The following is a 17138-nucleotide window of genomic DNA, read 5'->3' as shown; positions in this document are numbered from 1 at the left end:
AAGGCGCTCATCGCGATGGTCGGCCGAAAATCGTGGTCCGCGCGCATCTCCGCTCTCCGCGCCAACGTCGCCGCCACCGCGCGCTACGGCAAACTCGTCGCGATCAAGCACGCCGCCGAATTCGCCGCCGAAAAATGCCGCACGGGTGCCGAACTCACCCCCACCGAAGCGATCCTGGCCGACCGCGTGGCCGGGCTGGTCGCGCTCGACGCGCGCCTGAGCGATGCCGGCAAAACCCGCCTGCGCGAGCGGCTCGCCGAATGCCTGACCGGTGAGAATACCCTAGTCCCCCTGCTGCACATCCACCGCACCGGCTGCCTGCACGAAAATCTCGGCTTCATCGTCGATTATACCGGCTTCGACCTCGGCACCCCCTACGATCTCCTGATTGCGCGCGATGGCGAATTCGCCGAAATCGCCTGCGATACGCTGTCCGCCGAGGAAGGCCGCCTCGTCCATCGCGCCGCCTGGATGCGGCTGGTCGACCGGATCGATCCGGACCTACAAACCTGGCTCTCCGCCCATCCCGGCCGCTACCTGCTGAAAATGACCCTGCCGCAAGGCCTGCGCGACGCGAAGGACGGCACGGCCACTCTGGCGGCGCTCCATGAACGGATCAACACCATGCTGGCCGGTGCCAAGCGGTCGGATCACGACGAAGCCGCCGTGCTGCGGCTCGATCCGCTCATGCTCGCCGCCGCCCAAGCCAACGAAAACGGCCTGATGACCAAGCTGCGCCACGAATTCGGCCCCGAAGCCAATCTCGCGGTCACCGGCAGCGGCAAGGGCGTGCTGGTTCTCGCCGCCCGCGCCGGCAGCGAAAACGAGGTCGCCGTCGCCATGCGCAAACGCCTCTCCGCCCTCGCCCCCACCCGCCTGACCGGCACGAAACCCGGCATTCTCGCCATGTTCATCGAGGATACCGACCGTCTGGAATGGGGCTTGCTGCGTGACCAGCTCACCCTGGAAGGGGAAGCCCGCCAGTTCCTGACCTTCCCGGAAGCCCGGGTGGTCGTCGCGGTCACCTGCGCGTCGCGTCTCGAACTCTACGGCGCGCTGGGTCCGGAAAGCGCGATGCGGTTTCGAAATCCATCCCACCCCGCCGCCAAGACCGTCGCCCTCGCCCCCGCGATCCTCTCGACATCCTGAGCGAGCCCGAAGGGGATCACCCCACCAGCGCGCCGTGCCGCATTTCGCTCGGCAGACAAAGCCCGGTCAGCAACCGGGCCTTGTCATCCGTGCACGCATCGACCCCGCCGGTATCGAACAGATTGATCCGCAACCGGCTCCGCCGATGCTCCTCGGCCCAGGCCAGAACCAGATTCCGCCGCGCCGCCATACTCGCCGAACCGAGCGCCGCATAGGCGCGCGGAATGACCGCCCCTTCATCGACCAGAACCACCGCGCGGCCATAAGGCGCCGTCCGCAACAAGAATTCGGTCGAGCGGATCAGCCGCCACGTCGCATTGACATTGAGGCCCCAGGTCCGGTCCCAATCCCCCTGATCGATCCCGGTCGCCGCGCCCGGCGCTGCCCGATGCATCGCGGCATGAACCAGAATATCCAGCCGCCCGAAACGGTCATACAGGCTCGGCCCGGTCTGATCCGCGACATCGGCGCGGGTCAGATCCGCCGGCAGCAGCGTCGCCTCGCCGCCAGCGGCGCGGATCGCATCATCCGTCGCGGTCAACCCCGCATCGTCGCGCGAGGCGATCACCACATGCGCGCCCCGCGCCGCCAGCGCCAGCGCGGTCGCCGCCCCCAGGCCGCGACCCGCACCGGTCACCAGCGCAACCATTCCGTCCAGACGAGATCCCGCCATGTCGCTCATGGGGGGATTATGGGTCAGTGCATGTCGATGAACAAGCCGATCGTCAGCCCGATCCCGATCAGAACCACCCCGACCCGCAGCACGGTTTCGTTGATCCGCCGCAGCAGCGCCACCCCGAGTTGCCCACCGGCGATCGCCGCGATCGCGACATAGGCAACCAGCCCCCAGGCGACATGCGCGCGGAACAGAAACACCACCACCGCCGCCGCATTCATCACCCCGGCCAGCACATTCTTGGTCGCCCCCGCCGCCCGCACCGCGACACCCGCCGCCGTCAGCGCCGCCAGCATCAATATCCCGATCCCGCCGCCGAAATACCCGCCATAAATCGCAATGATAAACTGCGCGAACATCGCCCCCCGCACCCCGAGCCGCGCCCCCGCATCACCCGCCGGGCGGCGACCGAAACTGCCCCAAGCGAACACCACCGTCGCGAACAACACCAGAAACGGCACCATCCGCGCGAACACGCCCGGCGGCGTCACCAGCAGCAGCACCGCACCGAGCGCCCCGCCGACCAGGCTGAGCCCGAACAACGTCGCAAACCCCAGCCCCGCCGCCCCGGTCACCAGACTGCGCCCGGCCAGCCCGGTGGTCACCTGCCCGGGAAACAGCGCAATGGTCGAGGTGATATTGGCCGCGCGCGGATCGAGCCCGGCGAACAGCAAGGCCGGAAACGTCAGAAACGAACCACCGCCCGCCAGCGCGTTCTGCGCCCCCGCCGCGAAGGACGCGAGCACCAGCACCACATCCTGCCAGCTCACGACGCCGCAGGTTCGGGCGGCATCTCCGGCGGCGCCACATGCAGCGCCACCCCCAGCGCCGCCAGCAACGCGGTCATCGCCGGCGGCGGCGGCATATCAGTGTACAGGGCGGAAACCTGCGCCATCGTACCCACCCGCATCAGCGCCGGCCGCCCGAATTTGGTATGATCCGTCACCAGAAACACCCGCCGCGCATTCCGGATGATCGCCTGCGAACAGATCACCTCGTCCATGTCGTAATCATACAGATCCCCATCGGCATCGATCCCCGAAATCCCGATAATCCCGATATCCGCGCGGAACTGATCCAGCATATCCCGCGTCGCCTGCCCGGTAATGCCGCCATCGCCGTTGCGCACCATCCCGCCGGTAATCACGATGCGAAAATCGGTATTCTCGCTCAAAATCCGCGCGACATTCAGATTATTGGTGATCACCCGCAAATGCTGATGATCGAGCAGCGCCCGCGCAACCTGCTCGGTGGTCGAACCGATATTGATGAACAGGGACGCACGCTCCGGCACATCCGCCGCCACCAGCGCCGCAATCCGCTGCTTCGCTGCCAGATGCACCACCTTCCGGCGCGCATATTCCATGTTCTCGATGCTCGACGGCAGCCCAGCCCCACCCCGATAACGGCTGATCCGCCCCTCGGCGGCAAGCGCATTGAGATCGCGCCGGATCGTCTGCACCGTCACGTCGAAATGCTGGGCGAGGGCATCGATGGTCTGAAACCCGCGCGATGCGACCAGCGCGACGATCTCGGACAGGCGGCTGGTGGTCGTGACACGGTCTGACAGTCTGAACTCCTGCGCGGATTCGCGGCGGTGATGGATCCGGCAACGAGAAATGCCGCGCCCCCACGCAATTGGCAACCGGAACCGCAATCGGGCCACCACCCCGGCACCATCCCGCACTTGCGAAATCACATCTCGTCGAAAGCTAAAATTTTCGCTTGCGAATATCAAACCGGCCTGATAATGCGATTTCAACAAAATACACCGGGAAACAGTTCGAAAATGAGGAATTTAATGTCATATTCCGAATATGTGATCCGCTCCCCGCGCGGCCACGGATCATGACCGCGCCGGTCGACCTGCTGATCATCGGCGGCGGCATCAACGGCACCGGCATCGCGCGCGACGCCGCCGGGCGCGGCCTGTCGGTCCTGCTGGTGGAGCAGGACGATCTCGCCTCCCACACCTCGTCCGCCAGCACCAAACTGGTCCATGGCGGCCTGCGCTATCTCGAATATTACGAATTCCGTCTGGTCCGCGAAGCCCTGATGGAGCGCGAACGTCTGCTCACCATCGCCCCGCACATCATCTGGCCGCTCGAATTCGTCCTGCCGCACTCCGCCGAGCAGCGCCCCGCCTGGATGATCCGCGCCGGCCTGTTCATGTACGACCATCTGGCCAAACGCCGGCGCCTGCCCGCCTCGCGCGCGGTCCGGTTCGGTCCGCACCCCGCCGCCGCGATCCTCAAACCGCAAAACCGCAAAGGTTTCACCTACGCCGATTGCTGGGTCGAAGACAGCCGCCTCGTCGTCCTCAACGCGATGGATGCGCGCGAACGCGGCGCCGATGTTCGAACCCGAACAAAACTGATCACCGCCCGCGCCGAGGGCATGCTCTGGTCCGCCGACCTCGAAGACCGCGCGACCGGCGCGCGCGAAACCGTCACCGCCCGCGCCATGGTCAACGCCGCCGGCCCCTGGGTCGGCGACGTGCTCAGCACCAGGCTCGGCCGCAACACCCAGAAAACCGTGCGGATGATCAAGGGCAGCCACATCATCACCCGCAAACTCTACGAGGGCGATTTCGCCTTCATCCTCCAGAACCCCGACAAGCGCATCGTCTTCGCGGTCCCCTACGAACACGATTTCACCCTGATCGGCACGACGGATATCCCCTACGAGGCCGATCCCGCGAAGGTCGAAATCACCCCCGCCGAAACCGATTATCTCTGCGACAGCGTCTCGCGCTATTTCCGCACGCCGGTCACCCCGGCCGATGTCGTGCGCACCTATTCCGGCGTCCGCCCGCTCTATGACGACCACGCCGCCAACGCCTCCGCCGTCACCCGCGACTATGTGCTCGATGTCGAAGGCGGCACAGACCGACCCGCCCTGCTCTCGGTCTTCGGCGGCAAAATCACCACCTATCGCAAACTCGCCGAACACGCGCTGGAAAAACTCCTACCCGCCATGGGCCGCCCGACCGGCACCAGCTGGACCGCGAGCAAACCCCTGCCCGGTGGCGACATGCCCAACGCCGATTTCGATGCGTTTTTCGCCGGGCTGGTCAAACGCTACAGCGCCCTGCCCGAGCCGATGCTGCACCGCCTCGCCCGCGCCTACGGCACCCGCGCCCCGCGCATCCTCGGCAACGCCGTCATCATGGCGGATCTCGGCGAAAACTACGGCGGCGACCTGACCGAAGCCGAAATCGACTACCTCGTGACCCACGAATTCGTCCGGGACGTCGAGGACATCCTCTGGCGGCGATCGAAACTCGCCCTGCATGTGCCGGAAGGTACGGCCTCACGGGTCGCGGCACGGCTGCAGCGGAAAAAAGTCAGGGAAGGCGCTTCTTTTTTGTAAAAAAGAAGCAAAAAACTTTTTGGACTGGGTCACGGGAGGTGAAACCAGCACAGACCAAGGCAAAGGAATTTTTTTGCTTCTTTTTTTACAAAAAAAAGAAGCTTGTTACGTCCTGAATAAAAACCCACGGGGGAAATCAACATGACCAGTTACGTCGGCGCCATCGATCAGGGCACCACGAGTTCGCGCTTCATCGTGTTCGACAAAGGCGGCAACATCGTCTCGGTCGCCCAGAAGGAACACAAACAAATCTACCCCAAACCCGGCTGGGTCGAGCACGACCCGCTGGAAATCATGGCCAACACCAACGAGGTCATCGGCGCCGCCCTCGCCCGCGCCAACCTCACCGCGTCCGATCTGGTCGCGGTCGGCATCACCAACCAGCGCGAAACCACACTCCTGTGGGACCGTCACACCGGCCAGCCGCTCTGCAATGCCCTGGTCTGGATGGATACCCGCACCGACCAGCTGGTCCAGCGCTTCACCCGCGATGGCGGGCAGGACCGGTTCCGCGCCAAAACCGGCCTGCCGCTGGCCACCTATTTCTCCGGCCTGAAACTGCTCTGGATTCTGGAAAACATCGAAGGCGCCCGCGCAAAGGCCGAATCGGGCGATGCCCTGTTCGGCACGATCGACTCCTGGATGACCTGGAACCTCACCGGCGGCACAAATGGCGGCGTTCACGTCACCGATGTCACCAACGCCAGCCGCACCATGCTGATCGACCTCGCCACCTGCGACTGGGACGACGAAATGCTGAAGCATTTCAACATCCCGCGCGCCTGCCTGCCGAAAATCGTGCCCTCCTCGGCGATCTACGGCGAAATCCACACCGCCCCGCTGCGCGGCACCCGGCTCGCCGGCATGCTCGGCGACCAGCAGGCCGCCCTGGTCGGCCAGACCTGCTTCTCCCCCGGCGAGGCGAAAAACACCTACGGCACCGGCTCCTTCATGCTGATGAACACCGGCACCGAACCCGTGCAATCCAAAGCCGGCCTGCTCACCACCCTCGCCTATCAGTTCGGCGATGAAAAACCCCGCTACGCGCTGGAAGGTGCCATCGCCATCACCGGCGCGCTGGTGCAATGGCTGCGCGACAATCTCAAACTCTTCGATGTCGCCCCGCAGATCGAACCCCTCGCCGCCAGCGTCGCCGATAACGGCGATGTCTATATCGTCCCCGCCTTTTCCGGCCTCTACGCCCCCTACTGGAAAGACGACGCCCGCGGCGTCATCGCCGGCCTCACCCGCTACGCCACCCGCGCCCATCTCGCCCGCGCCGCCCTCGAATCCACCGCCTATCAGGTGCGCGACGTGGTCGAAGCCATGCAGGCCGATAGCGGCATCACCCTCGCCGCATTGAAAACCGATGGCGGCATGGTCGCGAACGAATTGCTGATGCAATTCCAGTCCGACATTCTCGACGCCCCGGTGGTGCGCCCGAAAATGACCGAAACCACCGCCCTCGGCGCAGCCTACGCGGCGGGTCTCGCCGTCGGTTACTGGAAAAACGTCGAGGATCTCCGCGCCAACTGGGGCATCGACAAGACCTGGGAACCCAAAATGACCGCCGAAGCCCGCAATCATCACTACAAATCATGGAAAAAAGCCGTCCAGCGCTCTTTCGCCTGGGTCGACTGAACAAAAATCAAGGGGAACTCGTTTTATGTCCAACACAACCGAATACCAGATGGAAAGCACGCCACAACCCGCCTCGCGGCCCTTGATGGGCGTGAAGTCGGGCTGGCGCGCCACCTCGATCTACGCCGAAATGATCGCCGAATTCCTCGGCTGCGTCGTGCTGATCGCCTTCGGTGCCGGCGTCGTCGCGGTCGCGGTGGTCGGCCTTACCGAATCGGGTCGCACCGCGGTCATCTTCAACGGCGCGGGCGGCTGGCTGCTGATCACCTGGGGCTGGGCCTTCGCGGTCACCCTCGCGGTCTATGTCGCCGGCGGCGTCACCGGGGCGCATCTCAACCCGGCAGTCAGCCTCGCCTTTGCGGTCAAGGGCGATTTCCCCTGGCGCAAGATCCTGCCCTACTGGGTCGCCCAGGTCGCCGGCTGCTTCACCGGCGCCGCCCTAGTCTACGCCGATTACTTCCGCGCGATCGATGCCTGGAACGCCGCCCACCACGTCGCCTCCTACGCGGCCAAAGGCGGGCTGACCACGTTCAGCATCTTCGCCACCTTCCCCGCCTCCTATCTCGGCGCGCACATGGACCTTGCCTTGCTCGACCAGATCATCGGCACCTTCTTCCTGCTGCTGTTCATCCTCGCGATCTCCGACAATCTGAACCTCAGCCCGCAATCGAACATGGGTCCGTTCATGGTCGGCATCGCGGTCGCGGTGATCGGCATGTCCTACGGCGTCGATGCCGGTTACGCGATCAACCCGGCCCGTGACTTCGGCCCGCGCCTGTTCACCTGGGTCGCCGGCTGGGGCTCCAACGCCTTCCCCGGCCCGCATGATTACTGGTGGGTCCCGGTCGTCGGCCCGATGATCGGCGCCGTCCTCGCGGTCTACGTCTATAAATGGGCGATCGGCCTCACCCTGATCGCACGGGACCAGTTGCTGAAATCCCAGCACCCGAAACCTGCCCAGGACGGCATGGGCTACAGCCTCGAACAACTCCAGGCCGCGCTCGACCGTGCAAAACAGGCCCACGGCCCGCTCGCACGCTGATCCGACATCACCGCAACGCAAAAAGGCCGGTCACAAGACCGGCCTTTTTTTCGGTATCTTCAAAAAATCCGGCAGAGCCGACCCGGCACGCAGCCGAAATCAGGCGTTCTTCTTGCCGCGCGGCGTCGGTGTCGCCGGAGCGGCGGCGGGTGCTGCGGCAGCCGCGGCGGGCTTGGTGCCGAGGCCGATCTTCTTGGCCAGATTGGAGCGCTGCTTGGCATAGCTCGGCGCGACCATCGGATACTCGGCAGGAAGCTGCCAACGCTCACGATACTGTTCCGGCGTCAGATTATAGGCCGACTTCAGATGACGACGCAGCATTTTCAGCTTTTTGCCGTCTTCGAGGCAGATGATGTAATCGTTGAACACCGATTTCTTCGGATTGACCGCCGGCTCCGGCGGCGCCGCAGCCTCGACCACCGGGGTTTCAGTCCCGCTCAGGCTCTGATAGACTTCGCGGATGAGCGCCGGCAGCATATCCGTGGTCACCGAATTATGCGACACATGCGCTGCAATAATCTGCGCGGTCAGTTGCAATAGTTGGCTGTTGGATTGTGACTCAGACATCATTAGTCCTTCGGAATGCGTTGTTACGGGGTGACTGGGCAAGTGTTTGGCGTATTTTCATCGCGAATGCAACAAACGCCATGAAATTCCCCCCGATCGGCCAAATCAGAACAGGCGACCATTGGTCAAACTTTTGCGGATGATTGGAAAACCTTAATGCAGCGCATCAACATCGCAGAGATGCCCCCGCACGACCGGGCGATCGACATTACTGGCGAAACCTGCCCCATGACTTTCGTCCGCACCCGGCTCGCGCTCGATTCGCTACCGGAGGGTGCGATTCTACTGGTGCGACTCACCGGAACCGATCCGCGCGCCAATGTTCCCCGCGCCGCCGCCGATCAGGGTCACGACCTGCTCGACATGTTCGATCTCGATGATGGCAGCGCCGTGCTGGTCATTCGCAAAGGGACCGCCTGAGCACCACCGCATCGCGCCCCGCACCGTAGTAATCGGCGCGAACACCACACTCCTCGAACCCGGCGCTGCGGTAAAGCGCACGCGCCGCCGCATTCCCCGCCGCAACCTCCAGAAACAGCGTCGTCGCCGCCCGGCATCGCGCTTCCGCGATCACCCGATCGAGCAAGCCCCGCGCAAGACCCTGCCGTCGCATCGCGGGCACCACGCCGATCGTCAGGATTTCGGCCTCATCCGCCACCGCCCGCGCCATCACCATCCCGCCGGCTTCGCTCAGAAAGCCGAACACCAGCGGCGTGGCGAACAGAGTGGCGATCTCCCGCGCGGACCACGCCTCCACCCCGAAAGCCGCCCGATGCACCGCCGCCATCGCCTCGCACTGCACGCCCGAGACCGCGACGATATCGCCCATCATTGCGGCGCGGGGCGCAACCCGCCGCTCGGCAGCCTCGCTTCCGGCGGATCGACATAAAGCGGCATCGCCGCCCGCAATGGCAGCCCCGCCGCCACATGAAGCCGCAGCGCCGCCGCCATCGCCGTCGCGGAACAGGCCCGCGCATCGGTCAGCATCACATCGAACCCGCGCGCCGCCAGCCGCGCCGCAACCGCCCCGGCCTGTTCACCGGCCAGCGCGATCGGCCCCTCCGGTTCGGGCAGATCGGTCTCGTCGAACCCGGCAGCCACCCCGTCCCGCTCCAGAAACACCCGCCCCCGCCGCGCGGTCAGCGCAACCCAGAGCGGCCGTCGCAACATGGGAAACGCGGCCGAAAACGCCTCGCCCATGGCAATCCCATGAACCGGCACGTCAGCCGCGAGCCCGACGCCCTGCGCCACCGCGATCGAGGCCCGCAACCCGGTAAAACTCCCCGGCCCGACCGTCACCCCGATCGCACCGAGGTCGCCCGCCGCAATCCCCGCCGCGCCGATGCACTCGGCAATCCAGACCGGCAAAACATCAGCGAGCCCGGTCTCCGGCGCGCCGGATCGTTCGGCCACCACCCGCTCGCCATCGAGCACCGCAACCCGCGCCCCGCGTTGCGCCGCATCGATCACCAGAACATGCCGCGCCATCACGCCAGAACGCAGGCCTCGTCGAAATCGAGTCGCGGCGACCGCTCGAACGCATCCTCCGCGACCCCATGCCCGAGATTGACCAGAAAATTCGATTTCCACCCCTGATCGGACAGAAACAACTGATCCACCTTGGCCCGGTCGAAGCCGGACATCGGCCCGCAATCCAGCCCGAGCGCCCGCGCCGCCATGATCAGATAAGCCCCCTGCAACGTCCCATTGCGAAACGCGGTCTCATCGGCCAGATCCGGATTGCCGGAAAACCAGCCCCGCGCATCGGCATGAGGAAACAATTTCGGCAGCTTCTCGTAAAACAGCGGATCGAACGCAACGATCACCGTCACCGGCGCCGTCATCGTCTTCTCGATATTTCCAGGATTGAGCGCGGGCTTCAGCTTCTCGCGCGCCTCCGGCGTCCGCAGAAACACGAACCGCGCGGGCGAGGAATTCGCCGATGTCGGGCCGAACTTCACGATATCGTAAAGCTGCTGCAAAACCTCGTCGGAAACCGGCTCATCGGTCCACGCATTCTTGGTCCGTGCGGCGCGGAACAGCGTGTCCAGCGCCGCATCGTCAAGACTCACGCGGCCACCTGCTGGACCGAGGTCACCTCCGGCACGTAATGGCGCAGCAGGTTCTCGATCCCCATTTTCAGCGTCGCCGTGGATGACGGGCATCCCGAGCACGCCCCCTGCATATGCAGCGTCACCACCCCGGCGCGATACCCCCGGAACACGATGTCGCCGCCATCGCCGGCCACGGCAGGCCGCACCCGCGCATCGAGCAATTCCTTGATCTGATCGGCAATCGCCCGGTCCTCAGGATCGACATCCTCCGCCGCCGCAGCAGCATCGCTCATCATCACCGGTCGCCCCGACAGATAATGCTCCATGATCGCGCCGAGCACCTGCGGCTTGAGCGCCGGCCACGCCACATCGTCGCTCTTGGTCACAGAGACGAAATCCGAGCCGAGAAACACCCGCTCGACCGCCGGCAGTTCGAACAGAACCTTGGCCAGCGGGCTGATCGCCGCCGCCTCCGCACTGTCGAAATCCGCGGAACCCTGTTCGAGCACCACACGCCCGGGCAGGAATTTCAGCGTCGCAGGATTAGGCGTGACATCGGTTTCGATGAACATGGATATTCTCCTGATAAAACTGGCCCAAAAACCGGCCCGGACAAACCGGACAACTCCAGTCCTTTCTATACCATTGCGACCGCGATCGCAAAAATCAACCGCTCCGCCAACATGCAAGCCGTCGCGCACGAACAACCCTCGGCCATGATTCCGCCACGCCCGTGCCGACATCCGGTCATCACCAAAGCTCTAAACTTACCGACATCCACCCGCCCCTCGTGAAGGAGACCGCTCATGCGCTTGCGCAACCCATCTGCCCCGACCCTCGCTCCCGCCTTGGCCGCCCTGATCCTCGCCGCCGGCATCGCCACGTCAGGCATCGCCACCGCCGCCACCACCACCACCGCCACCGCCAAGGCCGACAAAACCACGACCGCCACAAAATCCACCACCGGCACCACGACAACCATGACCCCGGCCCAGAAAGCCATGATCGCCCATGTCGACGCCAATCTCGCGAAATTGAAGAAATCGATCGGCATCACCACCGCCGAGGAATCGAGCTGGCACGGCTTCACCCAGGTCTCGCGCACCAACGCCCTCAACCTCGCCACCCTCTACCAGCAGCGCAGCAAAACCCTCTCGACCATGAACGCGGTCCAGAACATGGAATCCTACGCCGCCATCGCAGCCAAAAACGCCGACGACATGAACGCCCTCTCAGCCGCGTTCCAGACCCTCTACGCCAAGCTCACCCCCGCCCAGCAGAAAAAGATCGACACGGTGTTCCGCGCCCGCGCCGAAGCGATGACCGCGAAACATCTGAAAAAACTCAAACATAGCTGATATGCGTCTACCCTGACCGCGCCAGCACCAGCCGCCGGCGTCCCTGCATCAGCGGGATCACGCCGGCGACATCCTTCACCGCCTCGGCCACCACCACCCCGCCCAGTTGCGGCATCGCCCGCCGCCCCAGCCGCTCCAGCAGGTCGGCGGTGCTCAGATCCTTCCCGAACCCCAGCGGCGGAATCAGCAACGCGACATCCCGACGCTCGACCCGGAACAACGACCCCGCCAGCAACCGCCCGAGCTGCGCCGCGCTGTAAGGCTGGCCATGCCCGAACGGGGTCCGCTCCAGATACGCCCAGAGCGAGGCCCGGTTGGGCACCACCACGATCATCCGCCCCTCCGGCCGCAACACCCGCCACGCCTCGCGCAGCATCCGCCGCGCCGATTCCGCATGTTCCAGCCCGTGGATCAGCAGGAGCCGGTCGATACTGACATCCGCGAGCGGCAGGCAATCCTCCTCCGCCGCCGCACTGGCATTGGGTCGCGAAGCCGGCCAGCGCGCCGCCCCCATCTGCGCCGGCGTAATCATCACGCACCGCGCCGCCTGCTCGCGCCACAGCCGCACGTAAGGGGCCGCATAACCCAGCCCCAGCACATCCAGCCCGGTCGCATCCGGCCACAACACCCCGAGACGCGCACGGATCTGGCGCGCCGCCATCACGCCGTGGCGCGTGGCATAGAAATCCGCCATCGTCGTCGCATCTATACTCATGCGAACGTTATAGCACTTCTGAAAGATCGATCATGTCCATCGCCTACGCCGGCTACACCATCACCCGCGTCCCCATGCTGACCGACAACTACGCCTGGTACCTCTCCCGCGACGACGCCACCGCGTTCATCGACCCCGCCGATGCCGAAGCCGCCATCCTCGCGGTCGACCGCGAAGGCTCGAAGCTCGACTACGTCCTGCTCACCCACCATCACGACGACCACATCGCCGGCGCCCAAGCCCTCGCCGCCCGTTTCGGGGCCAAACTCGTCGGCAACGCCGCCGACGCGCACCGCCTTCCCCCGCTCGACATCGCCCTGAACGACAACGACACGATCGATTTCGGCAGCGCCAAACTCCGCATGATCACCACCCCCGGCCACACCACCGGCCACGTCACCTACGTGTTCGACGACATCATCGCCGCCGTCGGCGACACCTTGTTCAGCCTCGGCTGCGGCCGCATGTTCGAAGGCACGCCCGAGACCTTCCACACCAGCCTGCACCGCATCGCGACCCTCCCGCCCGACACCATGCTGCTCTGCGGCCACGAATACACCCTCGCCAATGCCCGCTTCGCCCGCAGCGTCGATCCCGACAACGAAGCCCTGATGGTCCGCGCCCGGGAAGTCGAACGCCTCCGCGCCGAGCGCGAACCCACAATCCCGGTCCGCCTCGCCGAGGAGCTTTTGACCAACCCCTTCCTCCGCGCCCAGACCCCCGAGGAATTCGCCCGCCTGCGCACCGCGAAGGACCAGTTCTGATGTCATAAACCTGTCTTTCTCACCCCCCACCCGGCGCGCTAACCCATCGGTCCCACCAATTCAGAGGGCGGCATGACAAAACATCACCACGGCAAACCCAACCCCCACCGTTTCGGCACCCCGATCGCCGAACATCACGGCCTGCACTCCCAACTCGCCCCGCTCAGCGAAGGCGCCGGCTTCCAGCCCCTGCCCCCGCCGACCGGCGAAGCCCCCTACCGGCTCGACCTCGCCAGCATCATCCCCGATCAGGTCGCCGCCATGAAAAAAGCCGGCGGCATGGCCCTGCACCTCATCGCCGATACCGGCGGCGTGCTCGACCCCACCCCCCAGGAACTCGTCGCCGCCGGCATGATCACCGATGCCGCCATCACCGGCCCCTACGGCAAACCCGCCTTCGCCTACCATTGCGGCGACGTGATCTATTTCGACGGTCAGGCGAGCCGCTACTACCCCCAGTTCTACCTGCCCTACGAATACTACCCCCTGCCCATCCTCGGCGTCCCCGGCAACCACGATGGCGACATCTACGATAACGGCGTCATCGTCGATAACGTCCCCTCCCTCACCGCCTTCATGCAGAATTTCTGCGCCGCCACCCCCGGCACCCACACGCCCGAAGCCATGGACATCCCGCGCACCGCGATGACCCAGCCGAACTGCTACTTCACCCTCGAAACCCCCTACGCCACCTTCATCGGCCTCTACGACAACGTCCCCGAAGGCGGCGTCGTCCAACAGGACCAGCGCGACTGGTTCGCCGGCGAACTCCAGGCCGCCGCCACCGACAAACCCATCATCGTCGCGATGCACCACCCGATCCACTCGCTCGATGCCTATAATTCCGGCAGCAAAGTCATGCAGGAGGTCCTCACCGAAGCCGAAACCGCCTCGGGCCGCCAGGCCCACATGGTCTTCGCCGGCCACGTCCATAACTACCAGCGCTTCACCATCACCGAGACAGACGGCAGCGCCAAACCCTTCATCGTCGCGGGCTTCGGCGGCTATCACAACCTCTCGCGCATGCAATCGGTCGATGGCCAACCCCCCACCGTCCCCCTGACCCCGCCCGACCAGCCCAACGTCACCCTCGACGCCTATATCGACGACCGCTTCGGCTTCCTCCGCCTCGAAATCGACCCCGAAATCATCACCATCCGCACCTACACCGTCCCCCGCCCACAGGAACCCTACCGAACCCCACCCCGCCTGCGCGACACCCTCAAATTCGACTGGAAATCCCGGCGCGTGGTGGGGTGATAAAAACCAAAGAAAGCGCAGCGCTTCTTTTTTGTAAAAAAGAAGCAAAAAACTTTCATTCGTAAGACTATCGGGGGCGAAATGGCGTCGAACGCCTCGCCCCCGACAGGCGCGTAACGCCTATCCGATTTTTCGGATCATATTCCAGACTGCTTCTAGATTTTGATGCCAAACATGTATAAAAAGTCATTGAAGCTTTAAGGAATAGGAAAATGTCCGGTTCGCAGATCTCTTTCGTCGCATCGTCCGAGATCACCGATACGTTCTCGATCGCCAGCCCCCTCGCCCCGTCGGTCCAAACCCTGCTCACCAACGACATCACCACCCTGATCCTGTCGCCGAACCCCTATGTCGGCGTCGCGGTCGGCACGCTCGACACCGGCTCCGGCGTCATCGACACCAGCATCGCCGCGCCGGGCACCACGGCTTCGACCGGCTATTTCGAAGAGATCACCGGCACCGCCAGCGGCACCCTGTCCCTGCCCGCCTTCAGCGGCGCAGGCGGTGCCTTTGCCGGCCTCATCGTCACCGATCCCGCAACCCTGACGCTCGATGGGTCCATCGCCGAAAACGGCTTCCTGATCCTCGCCTCCGGCACCAACATCACGGATAATCTCGTGCAGACCAGGCCGGGCCAGACCTCGATCTATGCCGGCGGCACGTCGAGCACCCTGAACGTCTCGAACATCAACACCCAGATCGTCGTCGGCAGCGGCAAAAATACGCTCAACCTGTCCGATGCCCCCGCCTCGCTCAGCCCGTCCGGCTATACCTACGACAACATCACGACAGACCCCGGAACCACCAACACGATCAACGTGACCGGCGCCCTCGTCGGCGCCACCATCACCTCCGGCGGAACCGACCTGATCAACGTCGCCGGCATCGGCGCGGGCGCCTTCACCGACATGATCTCCGTCACCGGCAACTCGACGATCAACCTCGCCGCCACCGAAAGCGGGGCCTTTGTCACCCTCGCCGGACAGGACATTCTCGATATCGGCGGAACCGGCAATTCGGTCTCGGTCGCCGCAAGCTCGACGCTCGACGTCACCGGTTCCGGAAACGACATCCTGATGACCGGCGGCACCGATACGGTCATGGCGAGCGGCAGCGCCACCACCCTCACGGTCCGAACCGCCGGCGCGATCGTCTCCCTCACCGGGGACAACAGCTATCTCGGCCTCGGCACCGCGGCGACCGGCGCGCTCATCACCATCGCCGGCCTCGACCAGACCGCCAATATCGGCGGCTCAGCCGACACCATCATGGCCTCCGGCGTCACCGGCGATCCGTCGCACATCAACATCTTCGGCTCGAACGACCAGCTTACGGTCGGCAGCGCCGGCGGCGTCGAAATTCTCGGCGGCAACGACACGGTCTCCTCCACCGGCGCCGCCGTGGCCGATTTCGGCACCCACAACACGGTCTCGGTCTCAAACGCGCCGATCGTCTACCTCTACGGCACCGACGGAACCATGACTGTCGGCAACGGCACCACCTATGTCATGACCAACGGCTCGAACAACACCGTCACCGCCTCCAGCGGCATCGTCCGCGGCCAGATGACCGATGGTGCCGTCACCGCCAGCGGCACCGCCAGCGTCATCCTCGGCAACTCAGCCGCGAATGACAGCGTCATGATCACCAGCAACGCCAACAACATCATCGAAGGCGGCGATCAGGTCACGACCTCCGGCTCCGGCTTCGTCGATCTCGCCGGCGGCAACAACAGCCTCACCTTCACGGGCCCGACCAATATCGCCTTCACCTCGAACGGCAGCGACACCATCGAGGCATCCGGCGCCAGCACCATCTACGGCTCGAACGCCGACGTCACCATGCGCGGCGGCACCTCGACCAGCTTCAACAACGGCTCCGGCTCGGTCTCCTTCATCGGCGGCTCCGGCGCCTCGGTCGTGCAGGGCGGCACCAACGGAAACAACAATCTCTCCGGCGGCGCGGGCGCGGCCACCCTGTTCGGCGCGGGCACCGACAACACACTGACCGGCGGACACGCGGGCCTCAACCTCCTCGTCGCCGGCGCGGGCGGCAATGAAAGCCTCACCGCGATGGGCGGCGCCACCACCCTGGTCGGCTCCACGGTCCCGGGCGGCACCACGTCCATGACCGGCGCCGCCGGAGCCAATTCCTTCGTGCTCGGTGCCGGGTCGAACCTCATCACGACCGGTGCTGCCAACACCATCTTTGCAGGCGACCCAGCCGCGAAAGGATCAGTGACGATCATCCAGGGCTGGACCGCAGCGGATCAACTCGACATCGCACCGGGCATCACCGTCACCTCCACCTCCGCCGGGCTGATCGCCCTGAGCCCGGGCACCATCGGCATCGCCTCGGTCGTCCAGCTCAGCGACGGATCGACCCTGCGCTTCATGGGCTTCGGCAGTTCGATCACCACCGCCAGCAACGTCACCCCCCCGATCATCTCCTGAAGGGCGCGCCACCCCCCCCCCCCCCCGCCGCACCAGAATCGCCCCACCGTTCCGCCGAGCGCCGGTATCTGGTACGATCCCCGCACC

The 17138-nt window shown here is 65.0% G+C and carries 18 protein-coding genes; 9 read left to right on the top strand and 9 right to left on the bottom strand.

The features are described from left to right. Positions 1-15 precede the first annotated feature (15 nt). Complete coding sequence (locus SIL87_RS07530) at positions 16-1149, top strand: hypothetical protein (RefSeq protein WP_319613562.1); 1134 nt, start codon at positions 16-18, stop codon at positions 1147-1149. Between the two features lie 16 nt (positions 1150-1165). Here the strand turns inward: SIL87_RS07530 and SIL87_RS07525 are convergent, their stop codons facing one another. From SIL87_RS07525 to SIL87_RS07515, 3 genes are read right to left on the bottom strand one after another with little or no spacing between them, the layout of a single operon-like run. Beyond that, positions 1166-1822 (bottom strand): SDR family NAD(P)-dependent oxidoreductase, encoded by a 657-nt coding sequence (locus SIL87_RS07525; RefSeq protein ID WP_319613561.1) that lies wholly within the window; start codon positions 1820-1822, stop codon positions 1166-1168. Positions 1823-1845: 23 nt separating this feature from the next. Further along, positions 1846-2595: a sulfite exporter TauE/SafE family protein gene (locus SIL87_RS07520; RefSeq protein ID WP_319613560.1), complete on the bottom strand. Its 750-nt coding sequence runs from the start codon at positions 2593-2595 to the stop codon at positions 1846-1848. Further along, entirely contained in the window at positions 2592-3524 is a 933-nt protein-coding gene (locus SIL87_RS07515) for a DeoR/GlpR family DNA-binding transcription regulator (protein WP_319613559.1), read from the bottom strand. The genes SIL87_RS07520 and SIL87_RS07515 overlap by 4 nt, the downstream gene beginning before the upstream one ends. A 149-nt stretch (positions 3525-3673) precedes the next feature. Here SIL87_RS07515 and glpD point away from each other — a divergent pair, with 149 nt between their 5' ends. From glpD to SIL87_RS07500, 3 genes are all read left to right on the top strand, one after another. After that, positions 3674-5197, top strand: coding sequence for a glycerol-3-phosphate dehydrogenase (glpD, locus tag SIL87_RS07510; protein WP_319613558.1), 1524 nt, complete (start codon positions 3674-3676; stop codon positions 5195-5197). Positions 5198-5338: 141 nt separating this feature from the next. After that, positions 5339-6838, top strand: a complete 1500-nt coding sequence (glpK, locus tag SIL87_RS07505) for a glycerol kinase GlpK (RefSeq protein WP_319613557.1) — start codon at positions 5339-5341, stop codon at positions 6836-6838. A gap of 25 nt (positions 6839-6863) precedes the next feature. Beyond that, positions 6864-7880: an MIP/aquaporin family protein gene (locus SIL87_RS07500; RefSeq protein ID WP_319613556.1), complete on the top strand. Its 1017-nt coding sequence runs from the start codon at positions 6864-6866 to the stop codon at positions 7878-7880. A gap of 99 nt (positions 7881-7979) precedes the next feature. On the opposite strand, the gene SIL87_RS07495 is transcribed toward SIL87_RS07500, so the two are convergent. Continuing rightward, the gene (locus SIL87_RS07495) at positions 7980-8447 is read right to left on the bottom strand and encodes a MucR family transcriptional regulator (RefSeq protein WP_319615928.1); all 468 of its coding nucleotides are present in this window, start codon (positions 8445-8447) and stop codon (positions 7980-7982) included. A gap of 156 nt (positions 8448-8603) precedes the next feature. Here SIL87_RS07495 and SIL87_RS07490 point away from each other — a divergent pair, with 156 nt between their 5' ends. Further along, positions 8604-8867 (top strand): sulfurtransferase TusA family protein, encoded by a 264-nt coding sequence (locus tag SIL87_RS07490; RefSeq protein WP_319613555.1) that lies wholly within the window; start codon positions 8604-8606, stop codon positions 8865-8867. Here SIL87_RS07490 and SIL87_RS07485 read toward each other — a convergent pair. Genes SIL87_RS07485 through SIL87_RS07470 form a run of 4 tightly spaced genes read right to left on the bottom strand, consistent with a single transcriptional unit; the run spans position 8845 to position 11073 of the window. Then, the gene (locus SIL87_RS07485) at positions 8845-9279 is read right to left on the bottom strand and encodes a GNAT family N-acetyltransferase (RefSeq protein ID WP_319613554.1); all 435 of its coding nucleotides are present in this window, start codon (positions 9277-9279) and stop codon (positions 8845-8847) included. The genes SIL87_RS07490 and SIL87_RS07485 overlap by 23 nt on opposite strands. Then, complete coding sequence (gene tsaB, locus SIL87_RS07480; protein WP_319613553.1) at positions 9276-9935, bottom strand: tRNA (adenosine(37)-N6)-threonylcarbamoyltransferase complex dimerization subunit type 1 TsaB; 660 nt, start codon at positions 9933-9935, stop codon at positions 9276-9278. The genes SIL87_RS07485 and tsaB overlap by 4 nt, the downstream gene beginning before the upstream one ends. Further along, positions 9935-10519, bottom strand: coding sequence for a malonic semialdehyde reductase (locus SIL87_RS07475; RefSeq protein ID WP_319613552.1), 585 nt, complete (start codon positions 10517-10519; stop codon positions 9935-9937). Before SIL87_RS07475 ends, tsaB begins: the two co-directional genes overlap by 1 nt. Continuing rightward, a complete protein-coding gene (locus SIL87_RS07470; protein ID WP_319613551.1) occupies positions 10516-11073 on the bottom strand; it encodes a NifU family protein in 558 nt (185 codons plus the stop codon). Before SIL87_RS07470 ends, SIL87_RS07475 begins: the two co-directional genes overlap by 4 nt. 234 nt (positions 11074-11307) lie before the next feature. Between SIL87_RS07470 and SIL87_RS07465 the strand changes: the two genes are divergently transcribed. Beyond that, entirely contained in the window at positions 11308-11859 is a 552-nt protein-coding gene (locus SIL87_RS07465) for a Spy/CpxP family protein refolding chaperone (RefSeq protein WP_319613550.1), read from the top strand. A 7-nt stretch (positions 11860-11866) separates the two neighbouring features. Here the strand turns inward: SIL87_RS07465 and SIL87_RS07460 are convergent, their stop codons facing one another. After that, positions 11867-12574, bottom strand: a complete 708-nt coding sequence (locus tag SIL87_RS07460; protein ID WP_319613549.1) for a class I SAM-dependent methyltransferase — start codon at positions 12572-12574, stop codon at positions 11867-11869. Positions 12575-12606: 32 nt separating this feature from the next. Here SIL87_RS07460 and gloB point away from each other — a divergent pair, with 32 nt between their 5' ends. The 3 genes from gloB to SIL87_RS07445 all read left to right on the top strand — a co-directional run bounded on the left by gloB (position 12607) and on the right by SIL87_RS07445 (position 17051). Then, positions 12607-13338, top strand: coding sequence for a hydroxyacylglutathione hydrolase (gene gloB, locus SIL87_RS07455; protein WP_319613548.1), 732 nt, complete (start codon positions 12607-12609; stop codon positions 13336-13338). A 72-nt stretch (positions 13339-13410) separates the two neighbouring features. Continuing rightward, positions 13411-14598, top strand: a complete 1188-nt coding sequence (locus tag SIL87_RS07450) for a metallophosphoesterase family protein (protein ID WP_319613547.1) — start codon at positions 13411-13413, stop codon at positions 14596-14598. A 212-nt stretch (positions 14599-14810) separates the two neighbouring features. Beyond that, positions 14811-17051 carry a beta strand repeat-containing protein gene (locus tag SIL87_RS07445; RefSeq protein WP_319613546.1) on the top strand — a complete coding sequence of 747 codons (2241 nt, stop codon included), beginning with the start codon at positions 14811-14813 and terminating at the stop codon, positions 17049-17051. Positions 17052-17138: the final 87 nt, after the last annotated feature.

Source organism: Acidiphilium acidophilum (assembly GCF_033842475.1).
Taxonomy (GTDB): domain Bacteria; phylum Pseudomonadota; class Alphaproteobacteria; order Acetobacterales; family Acetobacteraceae; genus Acidiphilium; species Acidiphilium acidophilum.
This window is presented reverse-complemented; position numbering and strand designations above follow the sequence as displayed.

Coding starts and splice junctions, on each gene's coding strand:
- SIL87_RS07530 (WP_319613562.1), top strand. CDS start 16: ATGGTCGGCCGAAAATCGTGGTCCGCGCGCATCTCCGCTCTCCGCGCC.
- SIL87_RS07525 (WP_319613561.1), bottom strand. CDS start 1,822: ATGGCGGGATCTCGTCTGGACGGAATGGTTGCGCTGGTGACCGGTGCG.
- glpD (WP_319613558.1), top strand. CDS start 3,674: ATGACCGCGCCGGTCGACCTGCTGATCATCGGCGGCGGCATCAACGGC.
- glpK (WP_319613557.1), top strand. CDS start 5,339: ATGACCAGTTACGTCGGCGCCATCGATCAGGGCACCACGAGTTCGCGC.
- SIL87_RS07500 (WP_319613556.1), top strand. CDS start 6,864: ATGTCCAACACAACCGAATACCAGATGGAAAGCACGCCACAACCCGCC.
- SIL87_RS07495 (WP_319615928.1), bottom strand. CDS start 8,447: ATGTCTGAGTCACAATCCAACAGCCAACTATTGCAACTGACCGCGCAG.
- SIL87_RS07490 (WP_319613555.1), top strand. CDS start 8,604: ATGCAGCGCATCAACATCGCAGAGATGCCCCCGCACGACCGGGCGATC.
- SIL87_RS07485 (WP_319613554.1), bottom strand. CDS start 9,279: ATGATGGGCGATATCGTCGCGGTCTCGGGCGTGCAGTGCGAGGCGATG.
- tsaB (WP_319613553.1), bottom strand. CDS start 9,935: ATGGCGCGGCATGTTCTGGTGATCGATGCGGCGCAACGCGGGGCGCGG.
- SIL87_RS07470 (WP_319613551.1), bottom strand. CDS start 11,073: ATGTTCATCGAAACCGATGTCACGCCTAATCCTGCGACGCTGAAATTC.
- SIL87_RS07465 (WP_319613550.1), top strand. CDS start 11,308: ATGCGCTTGCGCAACCCATCTGCCCCGACCCTCGCTCCCGCCTTGGCC.
- SIL87_RS07460 (WP_319613549.1), bottom strand. CDS start 12,574: ATGAGTATAGATGCGACGACGATGGCGGATTTCTATGCCACGCGCCAC.
- gloB (WP_319613548.1), top strand. CDS start 12,607: ATGTCCATCGCCTACGCCGGCTACACCATCACCCGCGTCCCCATGCTG.
- SIL87_RS07450 (WP_319613547.1), top strand. CDS start 13,411: ATGACAAAACATCACCACGGCAAACCCAACCCCCACCGTTTCGGCACC.
- SIL87_RS07445 (WP_319613546.1), top strand. CDS start 14,811: ATGTCCGGTTCGCAGATCTCTTTCGTCGCATCGTCCGAGATCACCGAT.